The organism is Sulfitobacter sp. NFXS29 (assembly GCF_040148765.1).
Classification (GTDB): domain Bacteria; phylum Pseudomonadota; class Alphaproteobacteria; order Rhodobacterales; family Rhodobacteraceae; genus Sulfitobacter.
In genome coordinates this window covers 63,742-79,215 of sequence record NZ_JAGDED010000008.1, presented here as the reverse complement: position 1 = coordinate 79,215, position 15,474 = coordinate 63,742, and the positions used below count along the sequence as shown (strand labels likewise).

At 60.8% G+C, this 15,474-nt stretch carries 13 protein-coding genes; 6 read left to right on the top strand and 7 right to left on the bottom strand.

The features are described from left to right. Positions 1–111 precede the first annotated feature (111 nt). The 3 genes from J3456_RS13365 (at position 112) to J3456_RS13355 (ending at position 5,434) form a co-directional block, all read left to right on the top strand. Positions 112–2,487, top strand: coding sequence for a xanthine dehydrogenase family protein molybdopterin-binding subunit (locus J3456_RS13365; protein WP_349580659.1), 2,376 nt, complete (start codon positions 112–114; stop codon positions 2,485–2,487). A 71-nt stretch (positions 2,488–2,558) separates the two neighbouring features. Beyond that, positions 2,559–3,347, top strand: a complete 789-nt coding sequence (locus tag J3456_RS13360) for an FAD binding domain-containing protein (RefSeq protein WP_349580658.1) — start codon at positions 2,559–2,561, stop codon at positions 3,345–3,347. Between the two features lie 161 nt (positions 3,348–3,508). Next, the gene (locus tag J3456_RS13355) at positions 3,509–5,434 is read left to right on the top strand and encodes an OmpA family protein (protein ID WP_349580657.1); all 1,926 of its coding nucleotides are present in this window, start codon (positions 3,509–3,511) and stop codon (positions 5,432–5,434) included. Positions 5,435–5,545: 111 nt separating this feature from the next. Here J3456_RS13355 and infC read toward each other — a convergent pair whose 3' ends face one another. Further along, complete coding sequence (gene infC / locus J3456_RS13350; protein WP_259950033.1) at positions 5,546–6,007, bottom strand: translation initiation factor IF-3; 462 nt, start codon at positions 6,005–6,007, stop codon at positions 5,546–5,548. A gap of 286 nt (positions 6,008–6,293) precedes the next feature. Between infC and J3456_RS13345 the strand changes: the two genes are divergently transcribed. Beyond that, the gene (locus J3456_RS13345; RefSeq protein WP_349580656.1) at positions 6,294–6,563 is read left to right on the top strand and encodes a hypothetical protein; all 270 of its coding nucleotides are present in this window, start codon (positions 6,294–6,296) and stop codon (positions 6,561–6,563) included. Between the two features lie 88 nt (positions 6,564–6,651). On the opposite strand, the gene purF is transcribed toward J3456_RS13345, so the two are convergent. The 5 genes from purF to alr all read right to left on the bottom strand — a co-directional run bounded on the left by purF (position 6,652) and on the right by alr (position 12,569). Further along, on the bottom strand, positions 6,652–8,136 hold the full coding sequence (purF, locus tag J3456_RS13340; protein ID WP_349580769.1) for an amidophosphoribosyltransferase: 1,485 nt from the start codon (positions 8,134–8,136) through the stop codon (positions 6,652–6,654). Between the two features lie 255 nt (positions 8,137–8,391). Next, positions 8,392–8,946, bottom strand: a complete 555-nt coding sequence (locus J3456_RS13335) for a CvpA family protein (RefSeq protein ID WP_007119896.1) — start codon at positions 8,944–8,946, stop codon at positions 8,392–8,394. Between the two features lie 29 nt (positions 8,947–8,975). Continuing rightward, positions 8,976–10,343, bottom strand: a complete 1,368-nt coding sequence (gene radA, locus J3456_RS13330; RefSeq protein ID WP_120350916.1) for a DNA repair protein RadA — start codon at positions 10,341–10,343, stop codon at positions 8,976–8,978. Positions 10,344–10,447: 104 nt separating this feature from the next. Then, complete coding sequence (locus tag J3456_RS13325) at positions 10,448–11,245, bottom strand: DNA repair protein (RefSeq protein WP_349580655.1); 798 nt, start codon at positions 11,243–11,245, stop codon at positions 10,448–10,450. Positions 11,246–11,525: 280 nt separating this feature from the next. Beyond that, entirely contained in the window at positions 11,526–12,569 is a 1,044-nt protein-coding gene (gene alr / locus J3456_RS13320) for an alanine racemase (protein ID WP_349580654.1), read from the bottom strand. 147 nt (positions 12,570–12,716) lie between these two features. Between alr and J3456_RS13315 the strand changes: the two genes are divergently transcribed. Then, positions 12,717–13,424, top strand: coding sequence for a sterol desaturase family protein (locus J3456_RS13315; RefSeq protein WP_349580653.1), 708 nt, complete (start codon positions 12,717–12,719; stop codon positions 13,422–13,424). A gap of 100 nt (positions 13,425–13,524) precedes the next feature. After that, complete coding sequence (locus J3456_RS13310; RefSeq protein ID WP_349580768.1) at positions 13,525–14,832, top strand: alpha/beta hydrolase family protein; 1,308 nt, start codon at positions 13,525–13,527, stop codon at positions 14,830–14,832. A 47-nt stretch (positions 14,833–14,879) separates the two neighbouring features. Here the strand turns inward: J3456_RS13310 and J3456_RS13305 are convergent, their stop codons facing one another. Further along, the gene (locus tag J3456_RS13305) at positions 14,880–15,335 is read right to left on the bottom strand and encodes a DsrE family protein (protein ID WP_259943898.1); all 456 of its coding nucleotides are present in this window, start codon (positions 15,333–15,335) and stop codon (positions 14,880–14,882) included. Positions 15,336–15,474 lie beyond the last annotated feature (139 nt).

Sequence of the window (15,474 nt, the reverse complement as noted above, 5' to 3'; positions counted from 1 at the left end):
AAGAACAGCGTCACGCAGAGCAGACCGGTGATGGCGGAGGGAGGACCACCAGAACCGGGCGCCGCGTGACAGATCAGGTGCATCCGCACCGCCACCAAACGGGAGGACATTATGCCAAAGGATTTTGAACCGAGCAGCGGAATTGGCGCCAGCAGCAAACGACGGGAGGACATTCGCTTTCTCACCGGATCGGGGCGCTACACCGATGACATCAACCTGCGCCGCCAGACCCATGTGTTTTTCCTGCGCTCTGATGTGGCACACGGGCGGCTGACGGGGGTCGATACCTCTGCCGCCGAAGACATGCCCGGGGTGCTGAAGATTTTCACCGGCGCTGACTTTGCCGAAATCGGCGGCATGCCCTGTGGCTGGCAGATCACCGATAAACATGGCCAACCCATGCAAGAGCCGAAGCACCCGGTTCTGGCCCATGAAAAGGTCCGCCATGTGGGCGAACCGATCGCCGCCGTGGTGGCCGAGACGCTGGCGCAGGCGCGTGACGCCGCTGAGGCAATTGTGGTCGACATTGACGAGTTGCCCGCCGTGGTCAACATGAAGGATGCGGTCAAAGACGATGCGCCCAAGGTGCATGACGATCTGACAAGCAACCTTTGTTACGACTGGGGTTTTGTCGAAGAGAATAAGGACGCGGTGAACAAGGCCTTTGAAGAGGCCCATCATGTCACCACGCTTGAACTGGTCAACAACCGTCTTGTCGCCAACCCGATGGAGCCGCGCGTGGCCATCGGCGAGTACGACCGCTCGGCTGGCGATTATACGCTCTATACAACCAGCCAAAACCCGCATGTGATCCGCCTGTTGATGGGGGCCTTTGTGCTGGGCATCCCCGAGCATAAGCTGCGCGTTGTGGCCCCGGATGTGGGCGGTGGTTTCGGCACCAAGATTTTCCACTATCAGGAAGAAGCCTTTTGCACCTTCGCGGCTAAGGCCGTCGGGCGCCCGGTGAAATGGACCTCCAGCCGGTCTGAGGCTTTCATGTCGGATGCCCATGGCCGGGACCATGTGACTAAGATCGAACTGGCGCTGGATGCCGAGAATAATTTCAAGGCTATCCGCACCGATACCTACGCCAACATGGGCGCCTATCTGTCGACCTTCGCGCCCTCGGTGCCGACATGGCTGCACGGCACGCTGATGGCCGGGAATTACAAAACGCCGTTGATCTACGTGAACGTTAAGGCGGTCTTTACCAATACCGTGCCAGTAGACGCTTACCGCGGTGCCGGACGGCCCGAGGCGACCTATCAGCTGGAGCGTTTGATCGACAAAGCCGCGCATGAGCTGAAGGTCGACCCGATCAAACTGCGCCGCCAGAACTTCGTGACGGAGTTTCCCTATGCCACCCCGGTGGCGGTGGAATATGACACCGGCGACTACAACGCCACGATGGACAAGCTAGAGGAGATTGCCGACCACGCCGGTTTCGAAGCCCGTCGCAAGGAAAGCGAAGCCAAAGGCAGGCTGCGCGGTTTCGGCGTGAACTGCTATATCGAGGCTTGCGGCATCGCGCCGTCAAACCTCGTCGGCCAATTGGGTGCACGTGCGGGCCTGTATGAAAGCGCCACGGTGCGGGTCAACGCGACAGGCGGGCTGGTTGTCATGACAGGCAGCCACAGCCACGGGCAGGGGCATGAGACCTCTTTTGCCCAAGTGGTGGCCGATATGATTGGCATCGACGAGAATATGGTCGAGATCGTCCATGGCGACACGGCGCGCACGCCGATGGGCATGGGCACCTATGGTTCCCGCTCGCTGGCCGTGGGCGGCAGCGCGATGGTTCGGGCGACGGAAAAGATCATCGCCAAGGCCAAAAAGATCGCGAGCCACCTGCTCGAAGCCTCGGAAGGGGATATCGAGTTGAAGGATGGTGCGTTCAGCGTGGCCGGCACCGACAAATCCGTGGCTTGGGGCGATGTGACGCTGGCGGCCTACGTACCGCATAACTATCCGCTGGAGGAGATCGAACCGGGCTTGGAGGAAACCGCCTTCTATGACCCGTCGAACTTTACCTATCCGGCGGGTGCCTATGCCTGCGAGGTCGAGCTTGACCCCGACACCGGCCATGTCACCGTTGAGCGGTTCACGGCTGCCGATGACTTTGGCAATGTGGTGAACCCGATGATCGTGACCGGCCAAGTGCACGGCGGCTTGGCCCAAGGGATCGGTCAAGCTTTGTTGGAGAATTGCGCCTATGACGAAGACGGCCAATTGCTCAGCGCGTCTTACATGGATTACGCCATGCCCCGCGCCAGCGATCTGCCGTTCTATGACGTGGATCATTCCTGCCAAACGCCCTGCACCCACAACCCCTTGGGCGTGAAAGGCTGCGGGGAGGCGGGGGCGATTGGCTCGCCGCCTGCTGTGGTAAACGCGGTGCTCGACGCCATGCGCTCGGGCGGCAAGGACATCGGCCATATCGACATGCCGGTCAGCCCCGCGCGGGTTTGGGAGGCGATGAATGGCTGAGCGCCTTGTCCTACTGAAAAGTGTATTGGACAAAGAGGCGACGCACGGGCGGCCTCTGGGAAGGATGAAAGATGTATGATTTCGAAGTAGAGCGCCCCAGCAGCGTAGCGGATGCGGTCAAAGCCTTGGGGCAGGAAGACGCGCAACCGCTGAGCGGGGGGCAGACGCTGATCCCGACGCTGAAGGCGCGGCTGGCGATGCCCTCTGTTCTGGTGTCGCTGGCGGGGATTGATGCGTTGAAAGGCGTAGAAATGCGCGATGGCGCGCTTTGGATTGGCGGCGGCACGACCCACGCAACCGTCATGCGCGAGGCCGCGGAAAGCTATCCCGCCTTGGCCAGCCTCGCCGCGCGGATCGGTGACCCGGCGGTGCGCAACCGCGGCACGATCGGCGGATCGCTTGCAAATAACGACCCCTCTGCCTGCTATCCCGCCGGGGCCTTGGCCAGCGGGGCGACGATTGAAACCGACCGGCGCGAAATTGCGGCGGATGACTATTTTCAGGGCATGTTCACCACTGCCTTGGAAGAAGGTGAGATCGTGACCGGCGTGCGCTTTCCGATCCCGCAGGCCGCACATTACGAGAAGTTCATCCAACCCGCCTCACGCTTTCCGCTGGTCGCGACCTATGTCGCCTGGTTCGGTGATGAGGTGCGCGTGGCGATCACCGGCGCGTCGAACGATGGTGTCTTCCGCTGGACGGAGGCCGAAGCCGCTTTGTCTGGCCGGTTTGAGGCTGGTGCCTTGGAGGGGCTGACCCTCGGTTCGGATGATATGATCAGCGATCTGCACGGCAGCGGCGCCTACCGCGCGCATCTTTGCGGCGTGATGACCCGTCGCGCTGTCGCCGCCATCGCCTGATAGTCGATAACAGTTCGTAAACCTTTACCGCGTCCCCGATTGGGGGCGCGGTTTTTCATGGGGTAAGGTATTGATATTGGATAGCGGAACCAGCGCCCCCATTATGCGTTGGATGACAAGCGCTGCCCGAACGGCGTTCCCGTAATAATGAGGACGTGAACATGAAAAACCTACTGAGATCTACGACTTCGCTGGGTCTGAGCCTTGCATTGGCCTTCCCGCATGGCGCTTTCGCTCAGGAGCAGAATCTAGCCGAATGCGGCCCCGTGGGCGAAGCGACAGAGTTTCCCTGCGCATTTGACGATCAAACGGTAGAGAACGCCGAAGAGTTGCGCGTTATCGCCGGGCTGAGCGCGGACGCGGAAGCATCGGCGGAAGTGGAAGCGGAAGCCGAAGCTGAAGTTGAAACCGAGGCCGAAGCAACAACCGGTTCTGTCTTGGATCAAGCTGCCGATGCAGTCGAGTCCACTGGCGATGCTGCCGCTGCCGCTGTAGACAACGCGGCTGAACAGGCCGACGAAGCTGCTGATGCCGCAGAGGCGCAGGCTGAAGCTGCCGCCGAAGCTGCGTCGGAAGCCGAAGTTGAAGTCGACGAAGAAGTAGAGGCCGAAGCGGAAGCCGAAGCAGAGGTTGAGCAAGAGGCCGAAGCCGAACCCGTCGTCGAGCAAGAGGCTGAAGTCGAAGCCGAGACCATGCAGGACGCGGAAGTTGAGGCCGAGGCCGAAACCGCCGCAGAAGCGGATGCAACTGCTGATACAGCCGTTGAGACCACCGAGACTGTAGAAACCACGGAGCCTGTAGAAAGCGAACTGGAGGCCGAAACGGCGACCGAGGCAGAGGCGGTCCAGAATGATGAAGCTGTTGCCACAACCGCTCAGGATGCCGAAACCGACGCTGAAATAAGCGGTGAAGCGATGGGCGAAGAAGACAACGCTGGTCTGACCGAAGAGCAAATCCAAGCCCGTGAAGAGCGCCGCGAAGCCCGCCGTGCCGAGCGCCGCGAGGAGCGTCGTGAAGAACGCCGCGCCGAGCGTGAGGCCGCCGCCGCTGCGGCTGCCGCTGCTGCCGAAAACGATGCGGAAGCAGAAGTGGTGACCGAAGAAGTCACCGAAGATGATGTGCGCACCTCGGACGAAGATTTCGATACCAAAGTGACCGCCGCCGGTGAAGCCGAAGCCGCAGCCTCAAACGATGACGACGGTGGTCTGTCGGACTTCGAGAAAGCCTTGCTGCTTGGCCTTGGCGCAGTGGCCGTGGGGTCGGTGCTGAACAACGGTGAAAAGATCGTCAGCCGTTCCGGTGACCGTGTGGTTGTTCAGGACGACACTGGTGAGCTGCGTGTTCTGAAGGACGACAATGCGCTGCTGCGTCGCCCCGGCGATGAAGTGCAGACCCAAACCTTCGACGACGGCTCCACCCGTACTATCGTGACCAAGAGCGATGGCAGCCGGGTCGAGACCATTCGTTCGCGCGATGGCACCGTGTTACGCCGCACCAACTTTGACGCACAGGGCCGCGAGTACGTGCTTGTGGATGACCTTGTCGAAGAGCGTGAAGTTGTGGTGAACGACCTGCCGCAGGTTCAGGAAACCCAGCAGGCTCAACGCGCCAGCACACAAGACGAAGCGGCGCTGCGTCAGGCACTGCAGACGGAATTGCGCAACGATCAGGGGCGGACATTCTCCCTGCGTCAGGTGCGCGAAATCCGTGAGGTGCGCTCTCTCGCGCCGCAGTTGGAATTGGACGCCGTGCGCTTCCCCACAGGCTCCGCCGCGATCCAGCCTGAGCAGGCCCGTTCGCTTGCCAATATTGGCACCACGCTGCGTGACCTGATCCAGAAGGATCCGCGCACCGTGATCCTTGTCGAAGGGCATACGGATGCGGTTGGCGATGCGAGCTACAATCTCGCCCTGTCGGACCGCCGTGCAGAGACCGTTGCACTGGCTCTGACGGAGTACTTCGATGTACCGCCTGCCAACCTGATCACGCAGGGCTACGGTGAAAGCCAGCTGCGCGTGCCGACGACGTCAGCGGAACCTGCGAACCGCCGTGCGGTCGTGCGGAACATTACCGGTCTGCTGCGTTAAGCAGACCTACCCCTAAATTGAAAACGCCCCCGGAGCGATCCGGGGGCGTTTTGCGTTATGGGCTGTAAGATGATCGATCGGGCCCGCCGTGCGAACTCGACTTAAAGCGGATCACTTATTGGGCAGGGGCCCGATCACCATGACCATCTGGCGGCCTTCCATCTTGGGGAAGTTCTCAACCCGGCCGATGTCTTTGGTATCCGCAGCGACGCGCTCCAAAAGCTCACGACCCAGGTTCTGGTGCGCCATTTCGCGGCCACGGAACCGCAGGGTGACCTTCACCTTGTCGCCACCTTCGAGAAACTTGAAGACGTTGCGCATCTTCACATCGTAGTCGTTCGTATCCGTGTTCGGACGGAACTTGACCTCTTTGATCTCGATGATCTTCTGTTTCTTGCGGGCTTCGCTCTCGCGCTTTTGCTGTTCATATTTGAACTTGCCGAAATCCATGATCTTGCACACGGGCGGCTTGGCATTGGGCGAAATCTCGACAAGGTCGAGCCCAGCTTCATCGGCCATTTCCATGGCACGCTGAGGCGTCACAACGCCGACGTTTTCGCCGTCCGCACCGATCAGGCGGATTTCAGTGGAGCGGATCTTGTCGTTGACGCGCGGGCCGGTGTCACGTTGGGGCGGCGCGTTATGAGGTCTGCGAGCGATGGTGATGGTCCTTTGATTGTTACCTAATTCGAGAATGCAAGGTAAACCCGGAGGGGGGCATCTTCAAGCCGCAAAATCGCGCTATGCGTGGGCTTTGCGGCGATTTACCCTTGATCTGGGGCGAATGTGGCGCAATTGACGGCTATGCGGCCCCGGGGGTAATCTCTAACGTCGCGGGGCGTAGATTAAGGGGAATGGAATGAAGAATCTGGTCTGGTTGGTCGTGGCGGCGTTGATTGCGCTGGCTGGCTATATGCTTTTCACCGGCAAAGGCCCGCAGGAAGTGGCCATCGAAGCCTCTGAGGCGATCAATGCGCCAGAGGTGGCCGAGGATGTAACCGACGCCGCCGAAGACGCGGCAGAGGCGATCACCGACACGGTCGACGCCGCCGGAGAGGCGATCAGCGATGCCGTGGATGATGCGACGGACAGCGCCAATGATGCGGCCGAGCCGGCGGCGCAAAACTAAGCAAGCGATCCCGCGAGGGTGACAAAACACAAGGCCGCGTCCGAGGTTCCGGGCGCGGCCTTTGCTTTGGTGCAATCCGTCTGGCAGGTTATTCAGCGGCGGGCTTCATCTGGAACCCTTCCTTGATCTGATCCGCAGGGGTCACCGGGTAGTCGCCGGAGAAACAGGCGTCGCAATACTGCGGGCACTCGGCCTTGCGACCTTCGGTTTCGCCCACCGCGCGGTACAGACCGTCGAGCGAGATGAACTTGAGGCTGTCGACCTGCAGGTGATCGCGCATCTCATCTTCCGACATGGTCGCCGCCAGCAGCTTTTCGCGCTGCGGGGTGTCGACGCCGTAGAAACAAGGCCAAGCCGTGGGCGGGGAGGCGATGCGGAAGTGCACTTCCTTGGCCCCGGCATCAAGGATCATCTCTTTGATTTTTCGCGAGGTCGTGCCGCGCACCACTGAGTCGTCGACCAAGATCACCCGCTTGCCCTTGATAAGCGCGCGGTTGACGTTGAGCTTGAGGCGCACACCCATGTTGCGGATTTGCTCTGTCGGCTCGATGAAGGTCCGGCCCATGTATTGGTTGCGGATGATCCCCATCGCATAGGGAATGCCGGATTCAAGGCTGAACCCAATCGCCGCCGGCGTGCCACTGTCAGGCACAGGGCAGACGAGATCGGCATCAACCGGGCTTTCCTTGGCCAGCTCACGGCCAATATTCTCGCGTGTCTCATAGACCGACCGACCGCCGAGGATACTGTCAGGGCGGCTGAAATAGACATGCTCAAAGATGCAGAACCGCGACGGCACACGGCGGAAGGGGAAATGGCTTTCGACCCCCTTTTCGGTGATGACGACCATCTCGCCGGGCTCAATCTCGCGCACGAATTCGGCGCCGATGATGTCGAGCGCGCAGGTTTCCGAGCTCAGTGCCCAGCCATCGCCGACCCGACCCAGTACCAGCGGGCGCACGCCAAGTGGGTCGCGCACACCGATCAGTTTGGTGCGTGTCATGGCCACGACAGAAAAGGCACCTTCGACGCGGCGCAGGGCGTCTTCCATCCGTTCGGGGATGTTTTGCTGTAACGAGCGCGCCATGAGGTGAATGATGCACTCACTGTCCGAGGACGACTGAAAGATCGAGCCGCGCTCGATCAGCTCACGACGCAGGGCATTGGCGTTAGTGATATTGCCGTTATGCGCAATGGCCGCACCGCCCATGGCAAACTCGCCAAAGAAGGGCTGCACGTCGCGGATCGCAGTCGGGCCTTTGTTTCCAGAGGTGGAGTAGCGCACATGGCCGATCGACAATTCGCCGGGCAGCGTCTGCATGATGTCCTGCGAGGTGAAGTTATCGCGCACATAGCCAAAGCGGCGGGCAGATTGAAAACCAGCTTCGGGATCATAGCTGACGATGCCGCCAGCCTCCTGTCCGCGGTGCTGGAGCGCGTGGAGGCCGAGGGCCACGAAAGTGGCGGCATCAGCAACGCCGACGACGCCGAAAACGCCGCACTCCTCCTTCAGTTTGTCCTCATCTCCGCTGTCGCGCAGATAGGATGTGTCAAAAGGATGGGCAGGTGGCATGAGCTTGGACAACGGGGCAACTCCGAATCCGGGTGGGGTCGGTGCCTATGTAGGTGCTTCGCACCCGACTGTCACCCCGCATGTCGCACGCGAGGGAAGACAGCCACGATAAAGCGGGACGCTTGACCGTAAGATGAGCAGCCAGGCCGGATGCCGTTGATCAAAATGTGTGACCGACCATCTACAAACGCAAAACAGGCGGCCCTATGCTATGGTCGCCTGTCTAAATCTAGTCTGTTAAGGGATTATGAACGCTTAGGCGCTGCATTTCCCCACAAGCGCTTCGTAGCGGTTGGTGATCCAACCAAGTGCCTCTTGGGGGTCTTTTTCTTCGATCTGGCCTGTAAAGCGCGAGAAGACAGCGGCAGAGCGGCTGTTATCGACTGCGGTCGCCCGCTCTCCGGTGATGACGGTGTCATAGACGAAGAAGGCGATCGCCACGAGCAAGACGCCCCGCACAACGCCAAAGATAAAGCCAAGACCTTGATCAATCCCGCCAAGGATCGAGCGGTGCACCAGTGAAGAGAACAACGGCGTGAAAAGCGAAACGATGATCAGTGCCGCGGCAAAGACCAGCGCGAAGGCGCCGATAACCGACAGCTCACAGCTATCAGCAAGGAATTCGCCGATATAGGGCAGTTCACGCACCAGCGGTTCAACCTGCGGTGCAAAGAGAAAGGCCAATACCGCAGCTGCAATCCAGCCAACAATCGCCATCAATTCGCGCACCAGCCCGCGGCCATAGGCCAGCAGTGCCGATAGCACGATGACCACCGCGACCACCCCGTCAATTATGGTAAAACCGTCCATGCGCGTTCTCGCCCTCGTCTAAGGGGGGATCAGCCCGCCCCGAAAATTTCGCCAACAAATCCGGTCAGATCGCTCATCGTATTCAGCGCAATTCCGGTCGCACCCACGGCTTTCCCGCCGCGCGGTGCAATAGCGCTCGTAAAACCAAGTTTTTGCGCCTCTTTCAACCTGTTTTCCGTCTGGCTGGCGGGGCGCAGCGCACCGGACAGGCTGATTTCCCCGAAAACAACGGTTTCGGCGGGCAGGGCCGCGTCTTCTCGGGCCGAAAGGATCGCGGCAGCCACGGCCAGATCGGCAGCGGGCTCCGAGATTTTCATGCCGCCGGCCACATTGAGATAGACATCCAGCCCTGCGAAAGGAATCCCGCAGCGCGCCTCCAACACGGCGAGGATCATCGCCAAGCGGCCCGAATCCCACCCCACCACGGTGCGGCGCGCTTGGGAATGGGGCGAGGGGGCAACGAGCGCCTGAAGCTCGACCAAGACGGGGCGCGTGCCTTCAATGCCCGCAAAGACCACCGACCCGGGGGAGGGTTGGCCGCGTTCCGACAAGAACAAGGCCGAGGGGTTGAGGACCTCAGACAGACCGCCGCCCGTCATCTCGAACACGCCGATCTCATCCGCCGGGCCAAAACGGTTTTTGACCGCGCGCAGGATGCGGAATTGGTGGCCCCGTTCGCCTTCGAAATAAAGCACGGTGTCGACCATATGTTCCACCACCCGCGGGCCTGCGATCTGGCCTTCTTTGGTGACGTGGCCAACGAGGATCACGGCAACCCCGCGCCGTTTGGCAAAACTGGTCAACTCATGTGCCGCGGCGCGCACCTGACTGACCGAGCCCGGCGCGCTTTCGACATTGTCGGCCCACATGGTTTGAATGGAATCGATGATGGCAAGCTGCGGCCGTTCGGCTTCCAACGTGGTGAGGATGTCGCGCAGATTGGTTTCCGCCGCCAGTTTCACCGGCGCTTCGGAAAGGCCCAGTCGCTGAGCGCGCATGCGGACCTGCGCACTGGCTTCCTCTCCGCTGACGTAAATCGTTTTTAGACCCGAATTCGCAAAATGCGCGGCAGCTTGCAGCAGAAGGGTAGATTTACCGATGCCCGGATCGCCGCCCACAAGGATCGCCGAGGCGGGCACCAAGCCGCCGCCCAGAACGCGGTCCAACTCGGCAATGCCGGACTGGGCGCGCGGTGGCGGGGTTTCTTGGGTGGCAAGATCGGTGAGTTCAATGGCAGAGCCGCGCCGTGCGCCCAAGGATTTGCTGGGCGGGCCTGCGGAGATGCCTTTATCTTCGACGATCGAATTCCAAGCGCCACAGGCGTCGCAGCGCCCGGACCATTTGGAATGTTTCGCACCGCATTCGGCGCAGGAAAAACTGGAGGAGGATTTGGCCATGGGCCCTTTTCGCGCAGGTGCCGGATGGCGTCAAAGGAAAAGCATCCGGCCTTTGGGTGATGATCCCGGGGGGGAACCCAATGGGCCGGATGCCGCCGCCGTTGTTACTCGGCAGCTTTGGGAGGCAGATCGATCACGATATTGTCGAGCGATGTCGGCTCCGGCTGACGCTCGGGGGCTTCGGTCTGCACAACACGTTCGAGGCCGAGCTCTGGCATGATCTCACGCATCTCGTCACGCAGGCGTTCTAGCTGGGCCACGGCGACGCTCTCTTCAAGTTCAACCTCGTGCAGCCAATGTTTCATCTCTGTCGAGATGGCTTTGGCCTGATCCAGACGGCTGTTGAACAACTCGACCTCTTCTTGGCGCTGTTTCAAGAAGCTGCGTGCACGGGCCAGTTTCTCATCCGAGTAAACTTCGGCCAGATCGCGGGCCACGTGGCTCATCTGTGCGGCCATTTCCAGCACGGCTGGCTCTAGCGTGCTGAGGTCGGGGTGATCGCGCAGATAGGCCAGACGTTCGCGCACCGAATCGAATTCCGAACTCATCTGAAAGGTTTCCGCACGATCGGCGGCGTGCACGGCACCATAGGCGCGGGCCACGTCCTGCATGCCAACATTGAACTGGCGGTGCGAGGTTTCAAGCTGCATGACGCGGCGGTTGGTGGGCAGGAAGAAACACAGACCCACGGCAAGAGCGGTCAAGCTCAGCTGGGCGTACATCCCAGCGTTTTCAACAGGCTCACCGCCATATTGAAGGTCAAGGCTGATCCAATCCCAAATACCAAGCCCGGCCATGATGCTGGCCACGGTGAGGGCAAGGGCCGCAAGGGCAAAGACAACAACCGCTAGCCGTTGAAAGGCGAATTGGATGAGGTAGGCGAATGAACGAAGCTGGGACATACTTTCTCCCCCCTGGAAGAGCTACTAAGCAAGTTTCTGCCGACCAACGCCTCTTTATCCTTCTTTGTTCCCATTCAGTGCGGAAATATGCTGAGGATTTAACGCAGTTTTGCCGACATTATGGCACAACCTCAGGTTTTTCGTAAATTTTTCGGCGTGATTAGGGTGATTTACCTTTAGGCCACCCGAGACGGGCGTGGGCAACCATGCGGGAAAATAGCCACGCTAAAGCGCCGCCGACTTGCAGTCCACGCAATCCGAAACGGGGAAAGTCGCCGATCTACTCGGCGTAGGTCCGCGCGTATCTCGCCCCGAGCGAGGTGAGCATTTCGTAGCCGATCGTCCCGGCCCAATCCGCCAGATCATCGACACCCTGCTTTGGCCCCAGCAACTGCAAAGTCGTTGGCACTTCATCCAACGCAGAGACATCCACCGTGATCAGGTCCATCGACACGCGCCCGACAATTGGCAGCGAAATGCCGTTATGTTGGAAAGAGGCCGCGCCGATAGCGTTGCCCATGGCGCGCTGGAGCCCGTCGGCGTAGCCCGCAGCGACAGTGGCGAGCTTCACCGTGCCCTCTGCCGTCCATGTGTTGCCATAGCCTACGGTCTCTCCCGGGGTGACGTTGCGGGTTTGGATCACCGGCACATCGAGGGTGACCACAGGCCGCGCATCGGTGAAGGGCCGCCCGCCATAAAGGCCAATCCCGGGCCGCGTGACATCGAAGTGATAGTCAGAGCCCAGCAGGATGCCCCCCGTGGCAGAGAGCGAGCGCGGCACGTCGATCCCTTGGGTCATCTCGTGAAAACTGCGCAGCTGCGCGTCGTTCATCTCGTGCTCCGGTTCGTCGGAGCAGGCCAGATGCGACATGATCAGCGAGGGGTTCTGGCTCAGCGCGATGTCGCGCAAGGCCGCCCATTCCGCAGGCTCCATCCCCAGCCGGTTCATGCCGCTGTCGAGTTGGATGCCAAAGCCATGGCCGGGCAGGGTCTCAAGCTGGCGCAAAAGCTGCTCGGTCGAGTTGACCATCGGCGTCAAGGTCGCACCGGAAATCGCCTCGGCGTCGCCTGCCATATGGCCGGAAAAGACGTTGATCACCGGGCCTTCGCCCAAGGCCTGCCGCAGTGCTACGCCTTCTTCGGCCAAGGCCACAAAGAACTGCCGCGCGCCAGCCTCGGCCAAGGCTGTCGCCACACGGGCCGCACCAAGGCCGTAGCTGTCGGCTTTGACCACGGCGCCGGTCTCGGCCCCCGTCATGCGGTCAAGGGCGCGCCAGTTGTTGGCGATGGCTTGCAGGTCGATGGTCAGGGTCGCTTTGCTCATGGGCGGATGTGGGCCAGAATGCGGGGGGAGGTCAAGCGGCCAAGAGCACCTAACGTCATGCGCGACAGGGGCGAGGGGGATTTGTTACACTTTTGCCTACCGGATGCGCAGGATGGGGAGGTCAGGCGGATGTCACGGATCAGGATCATGTTTGGTCACGCGGGGGTATCGCTCATGGCGCTGGCCTGTGTCGTTGCCATTGGCGCGATGCTCTGGGGGGCGCCGCTGTGGTGCTGGGCGCTGGTGCCGCTGGGGATCGCGGCGCAGATGCTCAATGAATACAACCTGCACCGGCATGTCTTTCACCTTGATCCGCCGAAACGGCAATGGGCCTTTGATCTGCTCTACCGCGCGCATTACGGGCACCATGACTTTCCCACCAATCACGGGCTGTTCTTTGTGCCGCTTTGGGTCGCTCTGCCGATGCTTGTGGGGAATTTCATTTTGGTTTGGGGCATTGCGGCGTTGCTGGGGTTTGACGCAAGTTTTTGGATTGCCACGGCAATCGTCCCTTTGGGCGGGGTGCTGACCTTTTTGGGCTATGAATGGTTCCACATGACGGCGCATCTGTCGGTCCCCAAAACGGCGGTCGAGCGACATGTCACGCGGCTGCACAACCAGCATCATTTCCGCGACTTCAACAAATGGTTCCACGTCAGCCCCGGCGGAGAGATTATCGACCGCGCCATGGGCACGGATATCGACACCGAAGCGTTGAAACAGCAGCAGCGCATCGCCTTTATTCGCACCTTGGGCATGAAACCCGATGACCCAAGGCTGTTGGCCGCCCGCGCCAAATTCGCCGGGAGGTATGGGCTCTCTGAGGCCGAAGTGGCCCGCGCCGCGCGGGCGTGAGTGTGAAATTTCCGTAACGTCACGGGCAGGGCGCTTGCTTGCCTCCGCGACGCAGGTAGGCTCGGGCCTATCCAAGGGAGGACGAACCATGCACCGACATATGACCACCACGGCTCTGCTTGCCGCCAGCCTTACCGCAGGGGAGGCGCAGGCGGAGAATCGGATCGACCGACAATTGCCGAACGCGCCCGAGCTCGCGGCCTACGGCGACCACGCGGTGGGCGTGCGCACGCTTGAGATGGTCAACCCCGATCAGATCGACATACTCGCCATCGACCCGGCCGCCGATAAGCCCGATGAGATGCCGCGCTATGACCGGCCTCTGACCGTTGAGATGTATTACCCTGCCGCCGAAGGCGCGCAGGGTGAAACCGCCTTCGAAGCCTATCTGCGCGACGGCACCACCGAGGTCACGTTGCAGGGACAGGCGATGCGCGATGTCGATCCGGCCTCGGGCGAGACCTTTCCGCTGGTCCTGATCAGCCACGGCTATCCGGGCAACCGCTATCTGCTGTCGCATCTGGCCGAGAACCTCGCCTCCAAGGGCTATGTGGTGGCCTCCATTGACCACACCGACAGCACCTACCGCACGCAAGCGGCCTTTGGCTCGACGCTGGTGAACCGCTCGCTGGACCAACTCTTTGTACTGGAGCAGATGGCGCAAAAATCCGCGGAGGGTGGCGATTTTGCAGGGCTTTATGACGCCGAGAACACCGGGCTGATCGGCTACTCCATGGGCGGCTACGGCGCGATCATCACCGCCGGCGGAGGTGTAACCGAGACATCCGTCGGCTACGCATGGGGTGGGCCGCATGGCACATTGGGCATCCATCAGGCCGGGTCCGACACCCACAACGCGCTGCCCGATCCGCGCATCAAGACAGCCGTGGCCTTCGGCCCTTGGGGCATGAACCGGGGCTTTTGGGATGCCGAAGGTCTGGCGGGCGTGCAGATCCCGATGCTCTTTATCGCGGGATCGCAGGATGACACATCGCTCTATAAGGACGGCATTCGCGCGATTTGGCAAAACACCTCAAACGTCGACCGTGCGCTGCTGACCTATGTGAACGCGGGCCATAACGCCGGCGCGCCGATGCCCGCGCCTGACGAGTCCTATTACTTCAGCGAAGACAAAGGGTTCAACATTTCAGAACATTACACGGATGCGGTTTGGGACACGGTGCGGATGAACAATATCGCCCAGCATTTCGTGACCGCATGGATGGATAGCCATCTGAAGGATGAGGCCGAGAAGGGGGGCTACCTTGATCTGGTAGAGGATTCCAACGCTGGCGTCTGGTCGGTCGAAGAAGACGGGACCGAAAAGGACGACCACAGCTATTGGAAGGGTTTCGCCGAAGGCAGCGCCAAGGGGCTGATGTATGAGACCCGCGCGGCGGGAGAGTAACACAACGAACGCCCGGGGGGGGGTATTCTCCCCCCGGGCGGTACTGTTTAAGGTTTGATGTAGGTGTAGCCCATCTGTTGCAGGCGCGAGAGTTCCGCCACGCCGGAGGGCACGATGTCTTCCTCCCACACGTCATAGAGATCGTTCTCATAGCTGATCTCGCGGCCGCGCAGGGTGTTGTTGCAGACATGAAAGCTGACGTTCTGCCCTTTGAGCGAAGATACGGTTGTCTGCATCTTGTCGTTGCCCTTGGCATCGGCCAAGAGGCTCAGCCCATTGCCATGCAGCACGACCTTCACGTCGATATTCTCGGCCCCGACGGCGTTGATGTGGTTCTGGATGTTGCGCATGGCCCCCAGATGCGCCTTGGAGCCTTCGCCGCCGTTATAGTTGATGTGATAGACAACTTTCTGCTTGCCGTAACGCTCGGTCTCTTCGGCGTGGAGCGCGAAGGCAAAGCTGGTGGCGAGCATCAGGCAGATGGCGCGGATGATATTCGTCATTTTGGTCCTCCCAAGGTGAGTGACGGTACTGGCGCGAGGCGCAGAACCGCCCATCTAGCCTAACGGCAGTCGGGGGCAATCCAAATCATTTATTCAGGAATGTGAATTCGATGGGGATGGGGGCGATGGGCTGAGGGTC

Excerpts from the sequence above, each read along its gene's own strand:
- J3456_RS13365 (WP_349580659.1), top strand. The coding sequence starts at position 112 with ATGCCAAAGGATTTTGAACCGAGCAGCGGAATTGGCGCCAGCAGCAAA.
- J3456_RS13360 (WP_349580658.1), top strand. The coding sequence starts at position 2,559 with ATGTATGATTTCGAAGTAGAGCGCCCCAGCAGCGTAGCGGATGCGGTC.
- J3456_RS13355 (WP_349580657.1), top strand. The coding sequence starts at position 3,509 with ATGAAAAACCTACTGAGATCTACGACTTCGCTGGGTCTGAGCCTTGCA.
- J3456_RS13345 (WP_349580656.1), top strand. The coding sequence starts at position 6,294 with ATGAAGAATCTGGTCTGGTTGGTCGTGGCGGCGTTGATTGCGCTGGCT.
- purF (WP_349580769.1), bottom strand. The coding sequence starts at position 8,136 with ATGCCACCTGCCCATCCTTTTGACACATCCTATCTGCGCGACAGCGGA.
- J3456_RS13335 (WP_007119896.1), bottom strand. The coding sequence starts at position 8,946 with ATGGACGGTTTTACCATAATTGACGGGGTGGTCGCGGTGGTCATCGTG.
- radA (WP_120350916.1), bottom strand. The coding sequence starts at position 10,343 with ATGGCCAAATCCTCCTCCAGTTTTTCCTGCGCCGAATGCGGTGCGAAA.
- J3456_RS13325 (WP_349580655.1), bottom strand. The coding sequence starts at position 11,245 with ATGTCCCAGCTTCGTTCATTCGCCTACCTCATCCAATTCGCCTTTCAA.
- alr (WP_349580654.1), bottom strand. The coding sequence starts at position 12,569 with ATGAGCAAAGCGACCCTGACCATCGACCTGCAAGCCATCGCCAACAAC.
- J3456_RS13315 (WP_349580653.1), top strand. The coding sequence starts at position 12,717 with ATGTTTGGTCACGCGGGGGTATCGCTCATGGCGCTGGCCTGTGTCGTT.
- J3456_RS13310 (WP_349580768.1), top strand. The coding sequence starts at position 13,525 with ATGACCACCACGGCTCTGCTTGCCGCCAGCCTTACCGCAGGGGAGGCG.
- J3456_RS13305 (WP_259943898.1), bottom strand. The coding sequence starts at position 15,335 with ATGACGAATATCATCCGCGCCATCTGCCTGATGCTCGCCACCAGCTTT.